The 16,297-nt window shown below is 67.4% G+C and carries 15 protein-coding genes and 1 pseudogene; 13 read left to right on the top strand and 3 right to left on the bottom strand.

Annotated elements, in window-relative coordinates; translation table 11 throughout:
* Nucleotides 1–142 precede the first annotated feature (142 nt).
* The 6 genes from ACIPEK_RS40040 (at nucleotide 143) to ACIPEK_RS40015 (ending at nucleotide 5,600) form a co-directional block, all read left to right on the top strand.
* Complete coding sequence (locus ACIPEK_RS40040; RefSeq protein ID WP_402006959.1) at nucleotides 143–1,636, top strand: helix-turn-helix domain-containing protein; 1,494 nt, start codon at nucleotides 143–145, stop codon at nucleotides 1,634–1,636.
* Nucleotides 1,633–2,340: an HAD family hydrolase gene (locus ACIPEK_RS40035; protein ID WP_402006957.1), complete on the top strand. Its 708-nt coding sequence runs from the start codon at nucleotides 1,633–1,635 to the stop codon at nucleotides 2,338–2,340. Before ACIPEK_RS40040 ends, ACIPEK_RS40035 begins: the two co-directional genes overlap by 4 nt.
* A 344-nt stretch (nucleotides 2,341–2,684) precedes the next feature.
* Nucleotides 2,685–3,803 (top strand): tyrosine-type recombinase/integrase, encoded by a 1,119-nt coding sequence (locus ACIPEK_RS40030; RefSeq protein WP_402006955.1) that lies wholly within the window; start codon nucleotides 2,685–2,687, stop codon nucleotides 3,801–3,803.
* Nucleotides 3,803–4,138 (top strand): helix-turn-helix domain-containing protein, encoded by a 336-nt coding sequence (locus tag ACIPEK_RS40025; protein WP_402006953.1) that lies wholly within the window; start codon nucleotides 3,803–3,805, stop codon nucleotides 4,136–4,138. The genes ACIPEK_RS40030 and ACIPEK_RS40025 overlap by 1 nt, the downstream gene beginning before the upstream one ends.
* Nucleotides 4,135–4,776, top strand: coding sequence for a hypothetical protein (locus tag ACIPEK_RS40020; RefSeq protein ID WP_402006951.1), 642 nt, complete (start codon nucleotides 4,135–4,137; stop codon nucleotides 4,774–4,776). Before ACIPEK_RS40025 ends, ACIPEK_RS40020 begins: the two co-directional genes overlap by 4 nt.
* 251 nt (nucleotides 4,777–5,027) lie before the next feature.
* On the top strand, nucleotides 5,028–5,600 hold the full coding sequence (locus ACIPEK_RS40015; protein WP_402006949.1) for a hypothetical protein: 573 nt from the start codon (nucleotides 5,028–5,030) through the stop codon (nucleotides 5,598–5,600).
* Between the two features lie 29 nt (nucleotides 5,601–5,629).
* On the opposite strand, the gene ACIPEK_RS40010 is transcribed toward ACIPEK_RS40015, so the two are convergent.
* Nucleotides 5,630–5,914, bottom strand: a complete 285-nt coding sequence (locus ACIPEK_RS40010; protein WP_402006947.1) for a hypothetical protein — start codon at nucleotides 5,912–5,914, stop codon at nucleotides 5,630–5,632.
* 377 nt (nucleotides 5,915–6,291) lie between these two features.
* Between ACIPEK_RS40010 and ACIPEK_RS40005 the strand changes: the two are divergent.
* The 5 genes and pseudogenes from ACIPEK_RS40005 to ACIPEK_RS39985 all read left to right on the top strand — a co-directional run bounded on the left by ACIPEK_RS40005 (nucleotide 6,292) and on the right by ACIPEK_RS39985 (nucleotide 12,851).
* Nucleotides 6,292–7,663, top strand: a pseudogene (locus tag ACIPEK_RS40005) (IS1380 family transposase).
* 1,189 nt (nucleotides 7,664–8,852) lie between these two features.
* A complete protein-coding gene (locus tag ACIPEK_RS40000) occupies nucleotides 8,853–10,046 on the top strand; it encodes a tyrosine-type recombinase/integrase (protein ID WP_402006945.1) in 1,194 nt (397 codons plus the stop codon).
* 30 nt (nucleotides 10,047–10,076) lie between these two features.
* Nucleotides 10,077–11,354, top strand: a complete 1,278-nt coding sequence (gene pcaC, locus ACIPEK_RS39995; protein WP_402006943.1) for a 4-carboxymuconolactone decarboxylase — start codon at nucleotides 10,077–10,079, stop codon at nucleotides 11,352–11,354.
* Between the two features lie 12 nt (nucleotides 11,355–11,366).
* A complete protein-coding gene (locus ACIPEK_RS39990) occupies nucleotides 11,367–12,023 on the top strand; it encodes an MBL fold metallo-hydrolase (protein WP_383075151.1) in 657 nt (218 codons plus the stop codon).
* 48 nt (nucleotides 12,024–12,071) lie between these two features.
* The gene (locus tag ACIPEK_RS39985; protein ID WP_383075149.1) at nucleotides 12,072–12,851 is read left to right on the top strand and encodes an exodeoxyribonuclease III; all 780 of its coding nucleotides are present in this window, start codon (nucleotides 12,072–12,074) and stop codon (nucleotides 12,849–12,851) included.
* Nucleotides 12,852–12,986: 135 nt separating this feature from the next.
* Here the strand turns inward: ACIPEK_RS39985 and ACIPEK_RS39980 are convergent, their stop codons facing one another.
* Nucleotides 12,987–14,165, bottom strand: a complete 1,179-nt coding sequence (locus ACIPEK_RS39980; RefSeq protein WP_402006940.1) for a Cmx/CmrA family chloramphenicol efflux MFS transporter — start codon at nucleotides 14,163–14,165, stop codon at nucleotides 12,987–12,989.
* A gap of 1,082 nt (nucleotides 14,166–15,247) precedes the next feature.
* Between ACIPEK_RS39980 and ACIPEK_RS39975 the strand changes: the two genes are divergently transcribed.
* Both ACIPEK_RS39975 and ACIPEK_RS39970 read left to right on the top strand, forming a co-directional pair.
* Nucleotides 15,248–15,823 carry a hypothetical protein gene (locus ACIPEK_RS39975; protein WP_402006938.1) on the top strand — a complete coding sequence of 192 codons (576 nt, stop codon included), beginning with the start codon at nucleotides 15,248–15,250 and terminating at the stop codon, nucleotides 15,821–15,823.
* Nucleotides 15,824–15,893: 70 nt separating this feature from the next.
* The gene (locus tag ACIPEK_RS39970; RefSeq protein WP_402006936.1) at nucleotides 15,894–16,022 is read left to right on the top strand and encodes a hypothetical protein; all 129 of its coding nucleotides are present in this window, start codon (nucleotides 15,894–15,896) and stop codon (nucleotides 16,020–16,022) included.
* Between the two features lie 58 nt (nucleotides 16,023–16,080).
* On the opposite strand, the gene ACIPEK_RS39965 is transcribed toward ACIPEK_RS39970, so the two are convergent.
* Nucleotides 16,081–16,297 (bottom strand): DUF6233 domain-containing protein (locus ACIPEK_RS39965; RefSeq protein WP_402006934.1); only part of this gene is annotated, 217 nt, incomplete at its 5' end.

Below are 16,297 nucleotides of genomic sequence, written 5' to 3'. Positions count from 1 at the left end.
CAGACGCGGACGGACCTCTTCCATCTCCTCAGGAGTCACAACTGAAAGAAGATCACAATCTATCCAACGAGGATCACTTGGGGTACCTAACAAAGCCCTACTAGCTGAAAGTTGAGCTCAACTCAGTACGACGGGTGCTGTCATGAAGATGCCGATCCGGGTGTGCGGCAAGTGCGGGAATGTGCTGAGTCAGTACAACCCCGACCCCATGTGCGCATCATGCTCACGTACCAGCGCCGCGCTCAGGGTTCCTGACCGGGCATGGCGTGACGAACGGGTGCAACGAGCCCTTGCTTCCTGGGAGTTCGGTGAATTGCTTCGGTTGTTACGTCGACGGTCGGGACTGTCCCAGATGGACGTACGCGCCTTGACCGGGCTTACCCAGTCGTACATCTCCGACCTCGAAAACGGTCGCAAGCAGCTGGGGGGCCGCGATGCCATCATCGACCTCCTCAACGGCCTCGGCCTTCCAACTGACCTGCGGCCACTGCTCCTGACACCCTTTACAGGCCGGGATCAGACAGCGGCCTCGGAGGCGCTGGACCCGGCGATGCCGTGGACGGCGGATCGTATGGTGACGTCACTTGAAGTGGCTGTCGGAGGTCCCATGAAGCGTCGAAGCGTGCTGACCGCCTTGAGCGGAGCCGGTCTCACTCAATATGTCCTGCAGTCGGCCATCGCCCCTATGGAGGTGCTGGCCGCAGACACCCGCGACGGAACGCGGGTGACCATGCCTCTGCTCACGTCACTGCAGACCACCACTGACGCACTGAGGCAGCTGGACGCGAGCAGCGGCAGTGGAACCCTGGCCAGCACCGCCAGGAAACACCTGAAGGTGCTGCTGGGTCTGATGAAGACCGGAACCTTCGACGAGCGGACAGGCCGCCGACTCGCAGCAGTGACCGCGGACACCGCCATTCAGACAGGGTGGTACTTGTTCGACGGCGGCGAGCACGACGAAGCACAAGGGCTCTTCCTGGGTGCACTGCGTGCGGCTCAAGCATCAGGGGACTCAAGACTCCGCGCCGGTGCACTGTCATTCCTGGCCATTCACGGCTACTCGGTCGGCGATCCCCGCGAGGCAGTCACTGCTGCCCGGACAGCACGCCAGATCATCAGTGACCAGGACGTGCCGGCGTTGCACGCCATGCTCCTCACGCGGCAAGCGCGAGGTCACGCTCGACTGCGAGAAGAACGGCACGCTCTGGCAGCCCTCGAAGAAGCAGATGCCCTGTGTGCCAAGGGGCGCGGTGAGGATGAGCCGCATTGGCTGTACTGGATCAATCCGGGTGAGATCCTCGGCCAGCGAGGCAGCTGCTTCCTCGAGCTGGGCCGTCCAGCCGAAGCCGCATCCGCCTTCGCTTCAGCTCGCGGCGTCCTGAGCCGTGAAGAAACCCGGACCAGGGCCCAGTTCCTCACCCGCGCAGCAACGGCTCAGATGCGCGCGGGCGACGCCGACGCCGGTGCCGCTACCGGACACGAAGTGCTCACCATGGTGGACGGCATCCGGTCCGCCCGGCTCGACGAGCATCTGCGCTCGATGCTGCTCGAAGCGCGCCAGTTCGGCAGCGCAGCCCCTGTCCGTATGTTCCTAGACCGGGGCGAGGAACTTCTGAAGGAGCGAGCGCTCGCATGATTCTGGTGCTATGGGACGTCGACCGGACTCTGCTCTACGTCGGTGAGACCGACCGCTTGGTGTATCGCGAGGTGTTTCGCGAGATAGTTGACCGCGACGCGCAGACGCTGCCCGCCAGAGGAACCGGTGTCACCATGCCGCTTGCCGTGCGAGAACTGCTCTCCGCCAATGCGGTCCCCGAATCGGAATTCGATCACCTCGCGCGCTTGATGGTTGACCGCCTCCCCGGCCGGCTGAATCGCCACCGTGAGGCACTGCGTCGCGAGGGACATCTGATGCCCGGCGCCGTTGGGGCTCTGGCGGCTGTACACCAGTCTCGACTGCTCGTCCCGACGATTGTGACCGGCAACCTCAAAGCGAGCGCAGAGATCAAACTGTCCGCCTTCTGCCTTGCGGACTACCTCGACATGAGTATCGGAGGCTACGCTTCCGACGACTCCCATCGGCCTGCCCTCGTGCGCATTGCACAGAACAGAGCTGAGGCAGTGTACGGCCATATCTTCGGCCGCGAGAACACCGTCATCATCGGTGACTCCCTGCAGGACGTCCGGACAGGACTGGAGGGAGGCGCGAGAGTCATCGGCGTTGCCTCAGGAACGACCTCGGCTGAGCAATTGGCCGCCGAAGGAGCCGACCACGTCATACCGGATCTGACGAACGCAGAACGAGTTGTGGAACTGATCCACACGGTCGCAGGTAGATAGCAGGCAGGCAGCTCCGAGTGCTGCATCAGGAGCCAGACCGCGTCGACGCGGTCGCCCGACGGAAGCGCTGACGCCTCAAGATCAACTATTGGCGGCTTCTGGGCTCACCTCGAAAGTGACCGCAATTTCATCTGATGCAGCATTGCGGTCGGGCAGCACATCGGAGGTTCTGTCGCTCATCGACGCAGGCCAGGGCCTCAGTGTATGCGGTCTCTCCAGCCGGGCAGGTCGCTCCCGTAGCCCTCGTTGCGGCTCTAGACAGGCTTCTTACCTGCACGTTTGCCATCGACTTACATCTAATGAAAGATCCCTTCGTCTGATGTAAGTTACGGAGAGTGCTTTTGATGAGCAGGAACAGCCTCGCGCCGGGGGCAGTGGGGCTGCATCTGGTCAGCGATCTGCCGCTGCTGCGGCCCGACGAGCAGGTCTTCACCGCGATGCTGGACGGCTGGCGCAACCAGCAGTTGGCGCGCAACTTGGCTTTCTCCACGATCGAGGGCCGGGAGAAGACGGTGCGGGCCTTCGCTCGGCACGCCGACGCCTTCCCGTGGACTTGGTCGCCGCAGATGCTCGACGAGTGGATGGGCGATCTTCGGGCGGTCCGCGGGTTGAAGCGCTCCACGCTGCGTAACTATCAAGGTACCGTGCGCTCGTTCTGCGGGTTCGTCGTCGACCCCGCCTACGGCTGGGCTGCGACCTGCGAAGAACGTTTCGGCACCCATCCCATACAGGTCGTGCATGAGTGGAACGCCGCGGTGCACGTGGAGGACGCCGAAGCCGATGCGGCGAAGAGGCCCTTCACCCAGGATGAGTTGCAGGCGTTCTTCGACTACGCCGACGACCAGGTCACCAAGGTTCGCGGCCGGGGCCGCAAGGGCTGGCTGCCCGCGTTCCGTGACGCAGTGCTCTTCAAGACCGCGTACGCCTTCGGCCTGCGCCGCAACGAGACCCGGATGCTGGACACGGTCGACTTCGGCCGCAACCCTGAGGGCCCGGAGTTCGGCGACTACGGCGTCTGCTATATCCGCCACGGCAAGGCGAAGAAGGGCTCGCCCCCGAAGCGCCGCAGCGTGCTGACGGTCTGGGACTGGTCGGCGGAGATCCTTCAGCAGTGGAACGAGGAGGTCCGGCCACTGTTCGCCACTTCCGGCACCGGGGCTCTGTGGCCCTCGGAACGCTCGGCCCGCATCGGCTTCTCCCAGATGAACACCCGCTTCGCCGCCTACCGGGACGCGCTCGGCCTGGACGAGGGACTGGACTTCCATTCCTTTCGAAGGTCGTACGTGACCCACCTGATCGAGGACGGCTGGGACGCCCGTTTTGTCCAGGAGCAAGTCGGTCACGACTACGCGTCCACGACCGCGATCTACACCTGCGTATCCTCCGACTTCCGCACCCGCACCCTGCGCAGAGCGCTGGACGCGACGATGGAGGCCGCCCTGCGGCCGGCAAGGAGAGCCTGATGAAGCGCCAGGTCAGCTACCAGTGGCGGCTGCGCGAGGTGATGGCCACGCGCGGCATCTTTGTCGCCTCCGACCTGTCGCCGCTACTGGCCGACCGCGGCATCGAGCTGTCCTCGGTCCAGGTCTGGCGGCTGGTCACCCAGACACCCGAGCGGCTGTCCCTGCCCGTCCTCGCCGCCCTCTGCGACATCCTCGACGTCACTCCCGCCGAGTTGATCGCCGCCAAGGCGGAGAACGTGGCCCCGCGCCGCACCGCCGCCTCCGGCAGCGCCGACGTGGTCGACCTCGCGGCCACGGTCCGGCCCAAGCGGGCCCGGGTCCGCCCGGAGAAATGAGCCGCACCCGGGTCCGGCCCGAGGACCTGTTCTGCGCGCGCTGTCACCGGGCCGTCCGTCTCGGAGCCGCCCACTGGCCCGAGGGCTACCTGTGCTCCGCCTGCTACGACCACGCACTGGAGACCTACGGGCAGTGCGTCGGCTGCGGCGTCGACCGGCTCACCCCGGGCATCGCACCGGACGGCGGCCGGTGGTGCACCGATTGCGCGGGCGGCCTGGGCGAGTTCCACTGCGAACGCTGCGGCCGGGAGGCCCGCCGCTACCTGCTCGGAGTATGCGGGAACTGCGTCCTGGCCGAGCGGCTGGAAGGACTCCTGGACGACGGCGCCGGCCGCGTCCGGCCCGAGCTCGTTTCGTTCTTCGACGAGGTTAGGTCCGTGCCCCGTCCCAAGGCAACGCTGACCTGGGTCGGCAAACCGCACGTCCAGAAGATCCTGCGCGCCCTCGCCCTCGGCGAAGTGCCCCTCACTCACGAGGGATTGAGCACGCTGTCGCCCTGGCGGTCGGTGGCCCACGTCCGTGACCTGCTCATGCACACCGGCGTCCTGCCGCACCGCGACCGGCACCTCCTGCTGTCGAACGCCGACTGCCCGAATGGCTCGACACCATCGAGGACGTCGAACACCGCCAGCTCCTGAACCGCTTCGCCACCTGGCACCTCCTGCGCAAGCTCCGGGCCACCGCCGCCAAGCGGCCCCTCGGACCCGGAGTCGTCAAGACCGCCCGCACCCAGCTCATCCAGGCAGCCGCCTTCCTCGTCTGGCTCGCCGAACGGGACCGCGTCGCCAGCGAGTGCACCCAGGCGGACTTCGACGCCTGGTTCGCCAAGGACGCCACCGTCCGCCGCGTCGTCCAAGCGTTCCTGCGCTGGAGCATGGACCACCAGGTCATGCCCCGGTTGAAGGTCCCCACGATCCGCACGGAGAACCCGGCCCCGATCAGCCAGCACCACCGCATCGCCCTGATCCGCAAGATCATGACCAGCGACGATCTCCCGCTCATGGAACGGATCGCGGCTGCCCTGATCCTCCTCTATGCCCAGCCCGTCCGTCGGCTCGTCCGGCTCACCGTCCACGACGTCCAGCACGACGGTGACCAGGTCGCACTCCTTCTGGGTGATCCACCCACACCGGTTCCCGAGCCCTTCGCCGAGCTACTACTCGGCTACATACGTGACGGACGCCTGAACCGGCCAGGCGGCACTCTTCCCGCCAGCGACTGGCTCTTCCCCGGACGCCGGGCTGGACAGCCCGTGGACCCCGCCACCCTCGGCAAGCGACTCACCGCCGCAGGCGTCCCCACCGTCAACGGCCGGACCGCCACCCTGCGGCAACTCGTCCTTCAGGCACCGCCGTCGGTCGTCGCGGGGATGCTCGGTTACCACACCGTTCACGCCGAGGCCGTCGCAGCCCAAGCCGGAGGCACCTGGAAGAAGTACGCCCCCGGTGACCACACTCGATAGCCACCGATCCCGTCACCGGCCTCAGCCCGTCAACGCCCGGAGACAGCAGCAACCGATTCGATAACACCGCGCCAGGTCCTGCGATAGCCCTCGCGAAGAGGCCCGCCGACCAGGTCGAGGATCCCGGAAGCCGCGTCGATCATGAGTCCTGGGTCTCCCGACTTACACAGGTGCAGGTGCCCTTTGAGCAGGGCGGCCCCACGCTCTGCGTCCGCCTCCAGGAGACGCCGCGGCAGCCACTTCCCGCCGCCGATCCACGCGTGGTGGTAGTCGCAGAGCAGATCGGCCGCGGCGTTGAGAACGAACCCGGCCACCGCAAGGCGCTCGATCTGGTCGCCAGCGCCGACGACGCAGTCAAAAAACTGGGCTGACTCCCTTCGCGACCCCCCTCCCGAGGCCGGAATCGCCTCCCCCCCTGCGCCCCTCGTCCCCTCCCGGGCAGCCCCGTCGGCCCACTCGTCCGTCGTTCACCAGAGGCAGCTTGAGTAGCAGGCCAGGACGCCGGAGTGAATGAGAGGGGCCGGTGGGGTGCTCTGGCTTGGATAGTGGGTGTACAACTTCCCAACTAACCTCGGGCTTTCGCGAGGTGGGTTGTCCGGTGCTTGATCAAATAAGCGGAGAGTGCTCCTGACCTGCAACGATGGGACTTGTCTAGGGTCCTGTTGGCTGCATGGAAAGAAGCACTCTCCAGGTGAGTAAGCGTATCGGGTTGTACCCGCGTGTCCGCGTCGAGGGCGGTGGCAGCGGGGCGGTCTCGCAGGGCGGGGCGGTGCTGCTGGTCGAGACGGTCCGCAAGTTGGGCCTGGACACCGCGATATCGACGGCGTTGGCGCCGTGGCGCAAGCCGCGGGCGGTGCACGATCCGGGCAAGGTCTTGCTGGATGTCGCGCTCGCGACGGCTCTGGGCGGGGACTGCCTCGCCGATGTTGCCATGCTGCGGGCCGAGCGCGACGTGTTCGGCCCGGTGGCATCCGACCCGACGGTCTCACGGCTCGACGTCCTTGCCGCAGCCGGGCCGAAGGCGCTCACCGCGATCCGGTCGGCGCGGGCAGAAGTACGGTCGCGGGTCTGGGGACTGGCCGGGGCGAACGGTCCGGCCGCCGGCGGCTCGGTGATCGTGGACATCGACGGCGTGCTGGTCCTTGCGCACTCCGAGAAGCAAGACGCCACCGCGACCTGGAAGAAGACCTTCGGTCATCATCCGCTCGTCGCGTTCGTCGACCACGGCCGGGCCGGTTCCGGAGAGCCGGTGGCTGCGCTGCTGCGGCCCGGCAACGCAGGTTCCAACACCGCGAGCGATCACATCACCACCACTGGGATCGCCCTGGCCCAACTCCCCAAACACCTGCGGCGGGGCCGACAGACATTGATCCGCACCGATTCCGCCGGCGGCACTCATGCCTTCCTCGACTGGCTTTCCAAGCCGGGCCGGTGGCTGTCGTACTCCGTCGGAATGACCATCACCGACGCCGTCCACCAGGCCGTCCTGAAGATCCCGAAAAAGGCGTCCGGCCTACGACGCTGGCGGCACCGAGCGGCCCGGCGCCTGGGTCGCGGAGATCACCGACATGCCCGACCTGACAACGTGGCCCAAGGGCATGCGGCTGATCGTCCGCAAGGAACGCCCGCATCCCGGCGCACAGTTGCGCTTCACCGACCTCGACGGACTACGGCTCACCTGCTTCGCGACCAACACCAAAGGCGGCCAGCTCGCCGACCTCGAACTGCGTCACCGCCGCCGGGCCCGCTGCGAGGACCGCATCCGAAACGCCCGCGACACCGGCCTGCGCAACCTGCCCCTGCACGACACCGCGCAGAACCAGATCTGGCTGGAGATCGTCTCCCTCGCACTCGACCTCCTCGCCTGGATGCCGATGCTCGCCCTGACCACAGAAACGCGCCGCTGGGAACCCAAGAAGCTCCGCCTGAGGCTGTTCTCCGCCGCCGCCCAGCTCGTCACCACCGGCCGCCGCCGCTGGCTCCGCTTCACCACACGATGGCCCTGGACAAACGAAGTCATCCAGGCAATCGACCGGCTCAATGCCCTGCCGAGCCCCGGCTGACCAGCCACACCGGCCGCCCCAACGATCCGCATCACCGCACCGGGAAAGTGGAACCCGGCGCCCACCCGACGCGACAGCCGGGCCGCCAACCTGCCCCAACCCCGAAAAGACCGCACCTCGCAAGCACGAAGCCCCCGTCAGCGAACCGACGAGGACTCATGAACGATCGAGGTTAACGAGGCGGTGGGAGGCGGAAAGGTTCACGCGCTCTACAGACAGCCAGCCTTCGCCTGCTTCGTCTCGCCTCACGGTAATGATCCGCCGCACCCGCTGAGAGGTGACCTCTGCGGCCTCGTGATGCAGGTGCCAACGGATTGATTCCGCCTCAGTAGGCCCGCGACGGGAGGGCCCCCGCCGGCCGTCGGCGGGCATTCGCCCACGGCAGACAAGAAAGAACTCCAAAGGACTGGAAACCTCCGCCGGGAGCATGTCAACGTACAACGTCCCGGAAAACACCAGGTCAGAAGTTGCGGTTACTTCGGTGTGGTCGGGGTTGCGACTGATTCGCAACCCCGACCACACCAGGCGCTCTCTGGCGTGGTCCCTACCTTAGGAGGCCCGTCTGTCGGATTCCGCTATTCGATCCGCCCGCTGCACTTCCCCTGTCCTCTTTGCGCTCGGCGCATTGAATGGTTGGTCCGCCCAGATGGCCGGCGACTACGGCAACGTGTCCAGCGGGCTGTGCGTTTGCGTCTGCGCGGCTGGCCTGTTCGGCGAGGACCTACTGCAACGCGGCTATCGCCGCGACCGGGCCGCCCTCGCACACGTTGCGGCGAACTCCGGGGCTTCAACGTGGCAGGTGTCTGGTGCCATTGAGGCTTCCGAGCGTGTCGTAGTGCGAAATCTTGACCGCCTCACTGACGACCGCGCGACCCCAGCCCTGCGCTCATACCGGTTGGCTTCCTGACCGAGGGTGCCCCGAAGATATCGGATCCTGCTCATGTGATGCGGCCCGCAAAATAGACGACGATCGCCGGTTAGCCAAACCGGCGATGGTGACCACCATTGAGTGCAACGGTATCTGAGGCTGCACTTGGCGGTGAAGCCAGTTGAAGATGCGTCTTTCCAGTGTGAGGCGGTGCCGTGTGCGGGCACTTCATTAATTAGGCGCTCGTTGTGGATGTAATGCAGTGACGCCTCTGGTTATGTGTCCAGTCCTGAAGGGGAGTGGCTAGGGAAGGTGGAGTAAGTGGCCGATATCAAGAAGATCACGCTTTCATCAGGCAAGGTGAGATATCGATTCGTTCTCGACATCGGTAGGGGCGAGGATGGTAAGCGTAAGCAGCTAACTGTTACCAGGGCCACGCTTCGGGAAGCCAAGGCGGAACTGTCCCGAATTGAGAACGAGCAGAACTCGGGTACGTTCGTCCCGCCTAGCCAACTGACGGTCAACATGTGGATTGACCAATGGCTGGAGAAGAAGGCGGAAGATCTGGAAGAAACCACCATCTACAACTACCGAACCACCCTGGACCGAGTCCGGGGAAAGCTCGGTGAGATCCTGCTTCAGGAACTTACCGAAGGGGATGTGGAAGATTGGATGAAGTGGGCGCTCAAGTGCGGGCGTATCCGTGGGGGAAAGGCCGGAACTCCGCTTGGAGTGACGAGCGTAGAAATGAGCCTTGCGCGACTCAAAGACTGTCTGAATCGCGCAGTGACTAAGCGGCTCGTTTCCATGAATGTGGCTCAGCATCTTTCGATTCCGCGTAGGGCTCGGAAGGAAGAGCGGAGGACCAAGGCAGAACTGAAGCCTTGGGACGTCGCGGAGGTCCACACATTCGTGCAGGGGATCAGGGAAGACAGGCTCTACGCTCCGCTCCTGCTTTCCCTCATGGGTCTCCGCCCGGCGGAAGTCTGCGGACTCCGTTGGGAGGATATCGACTTGGAAGCCGGAACTCTCAGCATCGCCAATACCCGGACGATGATGGGGAACAAGACGGTGGTGGAGAAAGACACTAAGTCCATGGCCGGAGAACGAGAGCTTCCCTTGCCCGCTCCGGTGTGGGATGCGCTCCGGTCATTCAAGGCTCTCCAGGCCAAGGAAAAGCTTGCTCTCGGTCCGGATTACGTAGACTCCGGCTACGTCCTGGTGGACGAGATCGGGGAGGCTCGGAACATCAAGCAACTACGCCGACGGGCATACCGGATCATGGAGCTGCTAGGGCTCCGTCAGGTGCGCCTGTACGACGCTCGGGCGTCCTGCTTCACGTACCTGGCCAACAAGGGCGTGCCGGACCACCTGTTGGCTCGGTGGGCGGGACACACGAACGTCAAGACCACGAAGAAGTGGTACGTCAAGCCGGGTGTGGAGGATCTTCGTGGAGCTGCCACGGTGTGGGGCGGACTGCATGGGTCCGGAGAGGGACAGACCGCGCGGTCGTGAGAGATTGTGAGATATGAGAGCGTGAGGCAGGTGAGCGAGACACTACCGAACACCCTCCAATACCGCTTTGACGGGCCAGAAGACGCACCGGTCCTGGTCCTGGGCCCCTATCTCGGTACCACATGGCACATGTGGGACCGGCAGATACCGGAGCTCACCCAGCACTGGAGAGTCTTCCGCTTCGACCTCCCCGGCCACGGCGGCGCCCCCGCCCACCCCGCGACCGCCGTCACCGAACTCTCCGACCGGCTGCTCGCCACTCTCGACGGGCTCGGCGTCCAGCGCTTCGGGTACGCGGGCTGCTCCATCGGCGGCGCGATCGGCGCCGACCTCGCGCTGCGCCACCCGCACCGGGTCGCCTCGCTGGCACTGGTCGCCGCCTCGCCCCGGTTCGGCAGCGCCGACGAGTTCCGCCAGCGCGGGGTGGTCGTCCGCACCAACGGTCTGGAGCCGATGGCCCGCACCGCACCGGAGCGCTGGTTCACCCCCGGTTTCGCCGCCGCCCAGCCGGCCATCGTCGAGTGGGCCGTCCAGATGGTCCGCACCACCGACCCCGGCTGTTACATCGCCGCCTGCGAAGCCCTCGCCGCCTTCGACGTCCGCGGCGAACTCGGCCGCATCACCGTTCCGACCCTCGTACTGGTCGGCGCCGAGGACCGGGTCACCGGACCGGGCGACGCCCGCACCCTGGTCGCGGGCATACCGGACGCCCGGCTCGCTCTCGTCCCCGGCGCTTCCCACCTCGCCCCGGTCGAGCAGCCCGGAGCCGTCACCGATCTGCTCCTCACCCACTTCTCCACGGCCTGGCAGGACACCCTCGCCGCCATCCCCGTCCCGCCCTTCGCCCCGCAGCTCTCCACCCCGGTGCTGCCCGTCGCGGAGATCACCGCAGCCACACCGCAGCCCGAGACCGGGACCACCGGACGCGCCGACCCGTACGAGCCCGGCATGAAGGTGCGCCGCGAGGTGCTGGGCGACGCCCATGTGGACCGGGCCATGGCCGCCTCCGACGATTTCACCGACGACTTCCAGGAGCTGGTCACGCGCTACGCCTGGGGCGAGGTCTGGACCCGGGAGGGCCTGGACCGCCGTACCCGCAGCTGTGTCACGCTCACCGCGCTGGTCACCTCCGGCCATCTGGAGAGCCTGGCCGTCCATGTCAGGGCCGCGCTGCGCAACGGCCTTACCCCGGCCGAGATCAAGGAGGTGCTGATGCAGACCGCCGTGTACTGCGGCGTACCGGCCGCGAGCGCCGCCTTCTCGATCGCCCAGACCGTGATTCAGGAAGAAACGATGCCCCGCCCGTAGCAGGATGGGGCCATGGACACCGTGAACCCCATGCGCCTGACACTGACCAAGAAGACGCACTCCTGTATCCGTCTGGAGAAGGACGGGCAGACGCTCGTCATCGACCCGGGCGGCCTGTCGGAGGAGGACGCCGCCGTCGGCGCCGACGCGATACTGGTGACGCACGAGCACTTCGACCACTTCGACGAGGGGCGGCTGCGTGCCGGCATGGAGGCCAATCCGGCCGCCGAGATCTGGACCCTGCGCAGCGTCGCCGACCAGGTCTCGGCGGCCTTCCCCGGCCGGGTCCACACCGTCGGCCACGGCGACACCTTCTCCGCGGCCGGGTTTGACGTACAGGTGCACGGCGAGCTGCACGCGGTGATCCACCCGGACATTCCGCGGATCACCAACATCGGCTTCCTGGTGGACGGCTCGCTTTTCCACCCGGGCGACGCGCTCACCGTCCCCGACCAGCCGGTCGACACCCTGCTGCTCCCGGTGATGGCCCCCTGGAACAAGATCTCCGAGGTCATCGACTACGTACGCGCGGTCAAGCCGCGCCGCGCCATCGACATCCACGACGCGCTGCTCGCCGATCTGGCCCGCCCGGTCTACGACAACCAGATCGGCAGCCTCGGCGGCGCCGACCACGGCCGGCTGACCCCGGGGGACTCGACCGGCCTGTGACCGCCGCCGGTCCGGCGACTGTCAGTGGGAGCCGCTAGGTTTGCGTACATGCGCATCGCCACCTGGAACGTCAATTCGATCACCGCCCGGCTCCCGCGGCTGCTGGCCTGGCTGGAGAGCTCCGGCACGGATGTGCTGTGCATCCAGGAGACCAAGTGCGCCGCCGAACAGTTCCCGGCGGACGCGCTCCGCGAGCTCGGCTACGAGTCCGCGGTCCACGCCACGGGCCGGTGGAACGGGGTCGCGCTGGTCTCCCGGGCCGGCCTGTCCGACGTCGTCAAGGGCCTGCCCGACGGCCCCGAGTACGAGGGCGCGCAGGAGCCCCGGGCGATCTCCGCGACCTGCGGCCCGGTCCGCGTCTGGTCGGTGTACGTGCCCAACGGCCGCGAGGTCGAGCACGCGCACTACGCGTACAAGCTGCGCTGGTTCGAGGCCCTGCAGAAGGCCGTCGCCGCGGACGCCGCGGGCTCGCAGCCCTTCGCGGTCCTGGGCGACTTCAATGTGGCCCCGACCGACGAGGACGTCTGGGATCCGGCGCTGTTCGAGGGCGCGACCCACGTCACTCCGGCCGAGCGCGCCGCCCTCGCCGTGCTGCGCCAGGAGGGTTTGTCCGACGTCATGCCGCGCCCGCTCAAGTACGACCGTCCCTATACCTTCTGGGACTACCGGGAGCTGCGCTTCCCGAAGAACAAGGGCATGCGGATCGACCTCGTCTACGGCAATGCGCCCTTCGCCGCGGCGGTCAAGGACAGCTATGTGGACCGCGAGGAGCGCAAGGGCAAGGGCGCGTCCGACCACGCCCCGGTGGTCGTGGACCTCGATCTCTGACGCCTCGGACGTCGGCCGTCGTTGTCAGTGGTCGCCGATACGGTGGTCGATGTCCTTATCCCGCTTGCTGGCTGCTTGCTGTGACCAGGACAGCCCCGCCCGTTCAGCGCCGGGCGGGGCTTCATTCATGGCCGGTCAGACCGCAGGAACTCCGTCGCGGCTTTGATCGGCGGCCCGGCGCATCCCCAGTGAGGCCCCGGCGGTGCCCAGCGCCAGGACCATCAGGAGCGCGCTCACCCACAGCGGTGAGCGGAAGCCGAACCCCGCGTCGATCGCGAGCCCGCCGAACCATGGGCCGAGCGCGCCGCCCACATTGAACGCGGACGTGGCGAACGAGCCGGACAGGGTCGGTGCGTCGGCCGCCAGCCGGAACACCCACGAGATCAGCGCCGTCCCGGTGCCGAACGCGAGCATGCCCTGGACGAAGACGAGCGCGACCGTTGCGGACGTGCTTCCCGCGGTCAGTGCGAACCCGGCCCAGCCGACGGCGAGCGAGAGCAGACCGGCCGTGGTGAGGGCGACCGGCCGGGCGTCGATGATCCGGCCGGCGACGGTGACCCCGACGAACGAGCCCAGGCCGAACAGCGCGAGCAGGGCGGGCACCCAGGCGGTACCGAGTCCGGTGACATGGGTTGCGAGCGGCTCGAAGTAGGAGAACGCGCAGAACGTCGCCCCTTGCACGAGGGCGCTCGTCAGCAGGGTCAGCAGCAGCCGCGGACGGGCCAGGGCCCCCAGCTCGTCGCGTGCGGGTGCGGGGGTGGACTCCGGCCGTGCCCCCGGAATCGTCCTGGCGATCACGACGACGGCCGGTACGCAGACGAGGGCCACGGCCCAGAACGCCGACCTCCACCCCCAGTGCCCGCCCAGCGCCGCGCCGGCGGGCACCCCGGCCACACAGGCGATGGTGACGCCCCCGACCACCACGGACGTGGCGCGTGCCCGGGCCTCGGGTCCGACCATCGAGACCGCCGTCACCAGGGCCACGGCCCAGAAACCGGCATTCGCCAGCGCCCCGACGACCCGCGTCGCGAGAAGCACCCCATAGCTGGGGGTGAGCGCGCCGATGACATGGACGGCGCTGAAGACACAGAGGAAGAACAACAGGGCACGGCGGCGCGGCCAGTTCCGGCTGAAGAGCGCCATCAACGGCGCCCCGACAACCATCCCGATCGCGAAGGCCGAGGTGAGCAGCCCCGCGGCCGGAATGGACACGTGGAGGTCGGCGGCGATGTCCGAGACCAGACCGGACAGCATGAACTCGGATGTGCCCTGGGCGAAGACGGCGAGCCCGAGTGCGTAGACGGCAAATGGCATGAAGAAACCCCATGGACGGCTGATGGATGGACCAGGCAGGGGGTGTGGGCCGCGCCCGCTCGTCAGGACGAGCGGCAACACGGAAGAACGTCCTGGGTGTTCAAGGACGGGACTCGACGACTCGGCAGGCGCCGGAGCCGGAGAATATGCGCACGAGTGCGACACGAGCGCATACGGGAAAGCGCAGCCCACACGGCGGTGGTCCTGCGGCGGCAGCCCGGCGGCAGCGAACCCACGGCCGGTACTCGGCCGTACGGGATCAGCTCGACAGCGGATCAGCCACCGGTGGACCGGTGGCTAGTCTCTGTCGGACTCGGGGCTGGACATGGTCGCGAACGTACCAGCTCGGATCTCTTCGCTGCCACCCCTTTTGCCGCCGGAACAGCGGATCACCGGAGCGTCGGCACCTCTCGGCCGCCCGAGGTCCCGGGCAGACCTGCGCGGGCGGTGATCGCGCCGAGCAGACTGACCGAGCCGTCCTCGGCGACATGGGGCAGGGCCCATCGCAGAGCAGGCCCGGACGGCGGACACCCCATAGCTGCCGCACGAGGACGCTGCGGCGCAGGCCGCCGCCGAGGCTTACATGGCCAGCATCGCCGCCGCCTATCCGCCGGTGCCGGTGTACGCGAACCGCGTCTACCTGTGTCGCCAACTCGGCGACCCCATGCCGACATCCGCCACCGAAGGCATAGCTCCCGCCTGACCACATCCAAAGCGACGCCCCCGTGCACCATCACGGGGGCGTCTTCATGTCTGGAGACCTGATGGTCAATCCCCTGTCCGCGTCCGCGGTCCTTGCTGCTCTCCGCGAGGAGGGCGTGCGAGTCGTCGAGGTGAGTAACTGGCGTACCCACAAAGGTAACCAGAAAGGCCCGTGGGGCCCGGTCAACGGATCGCTGGTCCACCACACCGTGACCAAGGGCACTGTGTCCACCGTGCGGATCGTCCGCGACGGATACGCGGACCTGCCCGGCCCGCGCGAACAAGGGCAAGAACCCCAGCGTCGGTGCTATCTCCCAAGCCCTCAGGGCGCACGACGGGGAGCGCGCCACGGACGATGCGAATACGGAAGGCGGCAGTCGATGAGGGTCCCAACGAAGTGGCAGCTGGCCGAGTATTGGGTTGTCGACGCAGGCCGTCAGATCTACGCCCCGATGCTGGAAGACCTCGGCAATCCGTGCTGCTTCGCCTGCGGCTGGTTCTCGGAGCGGTGGAGCAAGGCGACCCCCAGATCCAGTGGGGAGCGGGCAACGCTTGAGCGGGCTCACATAGCTCCCTCCGGCTCGGGTGGCTCCGACGCTCCGTCGGACATCGTGCTCCTGTGCGCTCCGTGTCATCGCGATGCCCCCGACTGGCATGACGCAAGCGAGATGGCCCTCTGGATCGCGGCTCGCCCCGAGCGTGGCAGCAAGGAACTCGAAGGTGCGGACGGGTGGATCCAGGCGGCCCAGGCGGTGCCGGGCTTCACCGCGCTCCTGGAGGAACTGGAGGCGAACCCGGACCTGCTAGACGGCGTGGCGAGCCAGCGGATAGTCGACCTGCTCTGGGAGTCGACTCGCCGGGCGGGTCTCCATGTGAGTGCGCTGAGGCAGGGAACGAAGGAAGCGATCATTCGCGATGCGACAAAGCGGGCGACGCGGGGTGATCTCATGGCGTGACCGAGCGCCGCAGGGCAGCGCCTCACGCCGCTTCGTACCGGTGTGCCCGCCCGCCGCGCCATTCGACCCAGTGCGGGTCGTCGAGGCAGTGCTCGGCGTCGTAGATCCCGGCTTGCCGGAGGAATTCGATCAGGTCGCGGTCGTCGCGGGCGAGGCCGGCGATGTCGCCGTTGATGGTGACCGCCCGGCCGCCGGCTGAGGAAGGCGGTGCACGAGTATGGGGGCGCTCATGTTTTCAGGGTGCGACCGGCTGCCGCTCACAGCACCCCGAGCTCGGTGTCCGGTCGGCAGTGTGCGCAGGCCCGGATGCCTTCGGCGAGTGCGGTGAGGGCCTGCTCGCGGCTGATGGCCCGGTGGCGTTTCCCGATGGCGTAGCAGTGCCCGGCGTGGACCTCGATGGGGCGGGCGCCGAGCCCGACGCTGAGCTCCACCACCCAGTCCGGTTGCGGCGGCCGCCGCTCCTCGCCCCGCTGC

The organism is Streptomyces sp. NPDC088246 (assembly GCF_044741025.1).
Classification (GTDB): domain Bacteria; phylum Actinomycetota; class Actinomycetes; order Streptomycetales; family Streptomycetaceae; genus Streptomyces.
The sequence above is the reverse complement of the archived record's forward strand: the minus strand, read 5'-3'. Positions and strand labels throughout refer to the sequence as shown.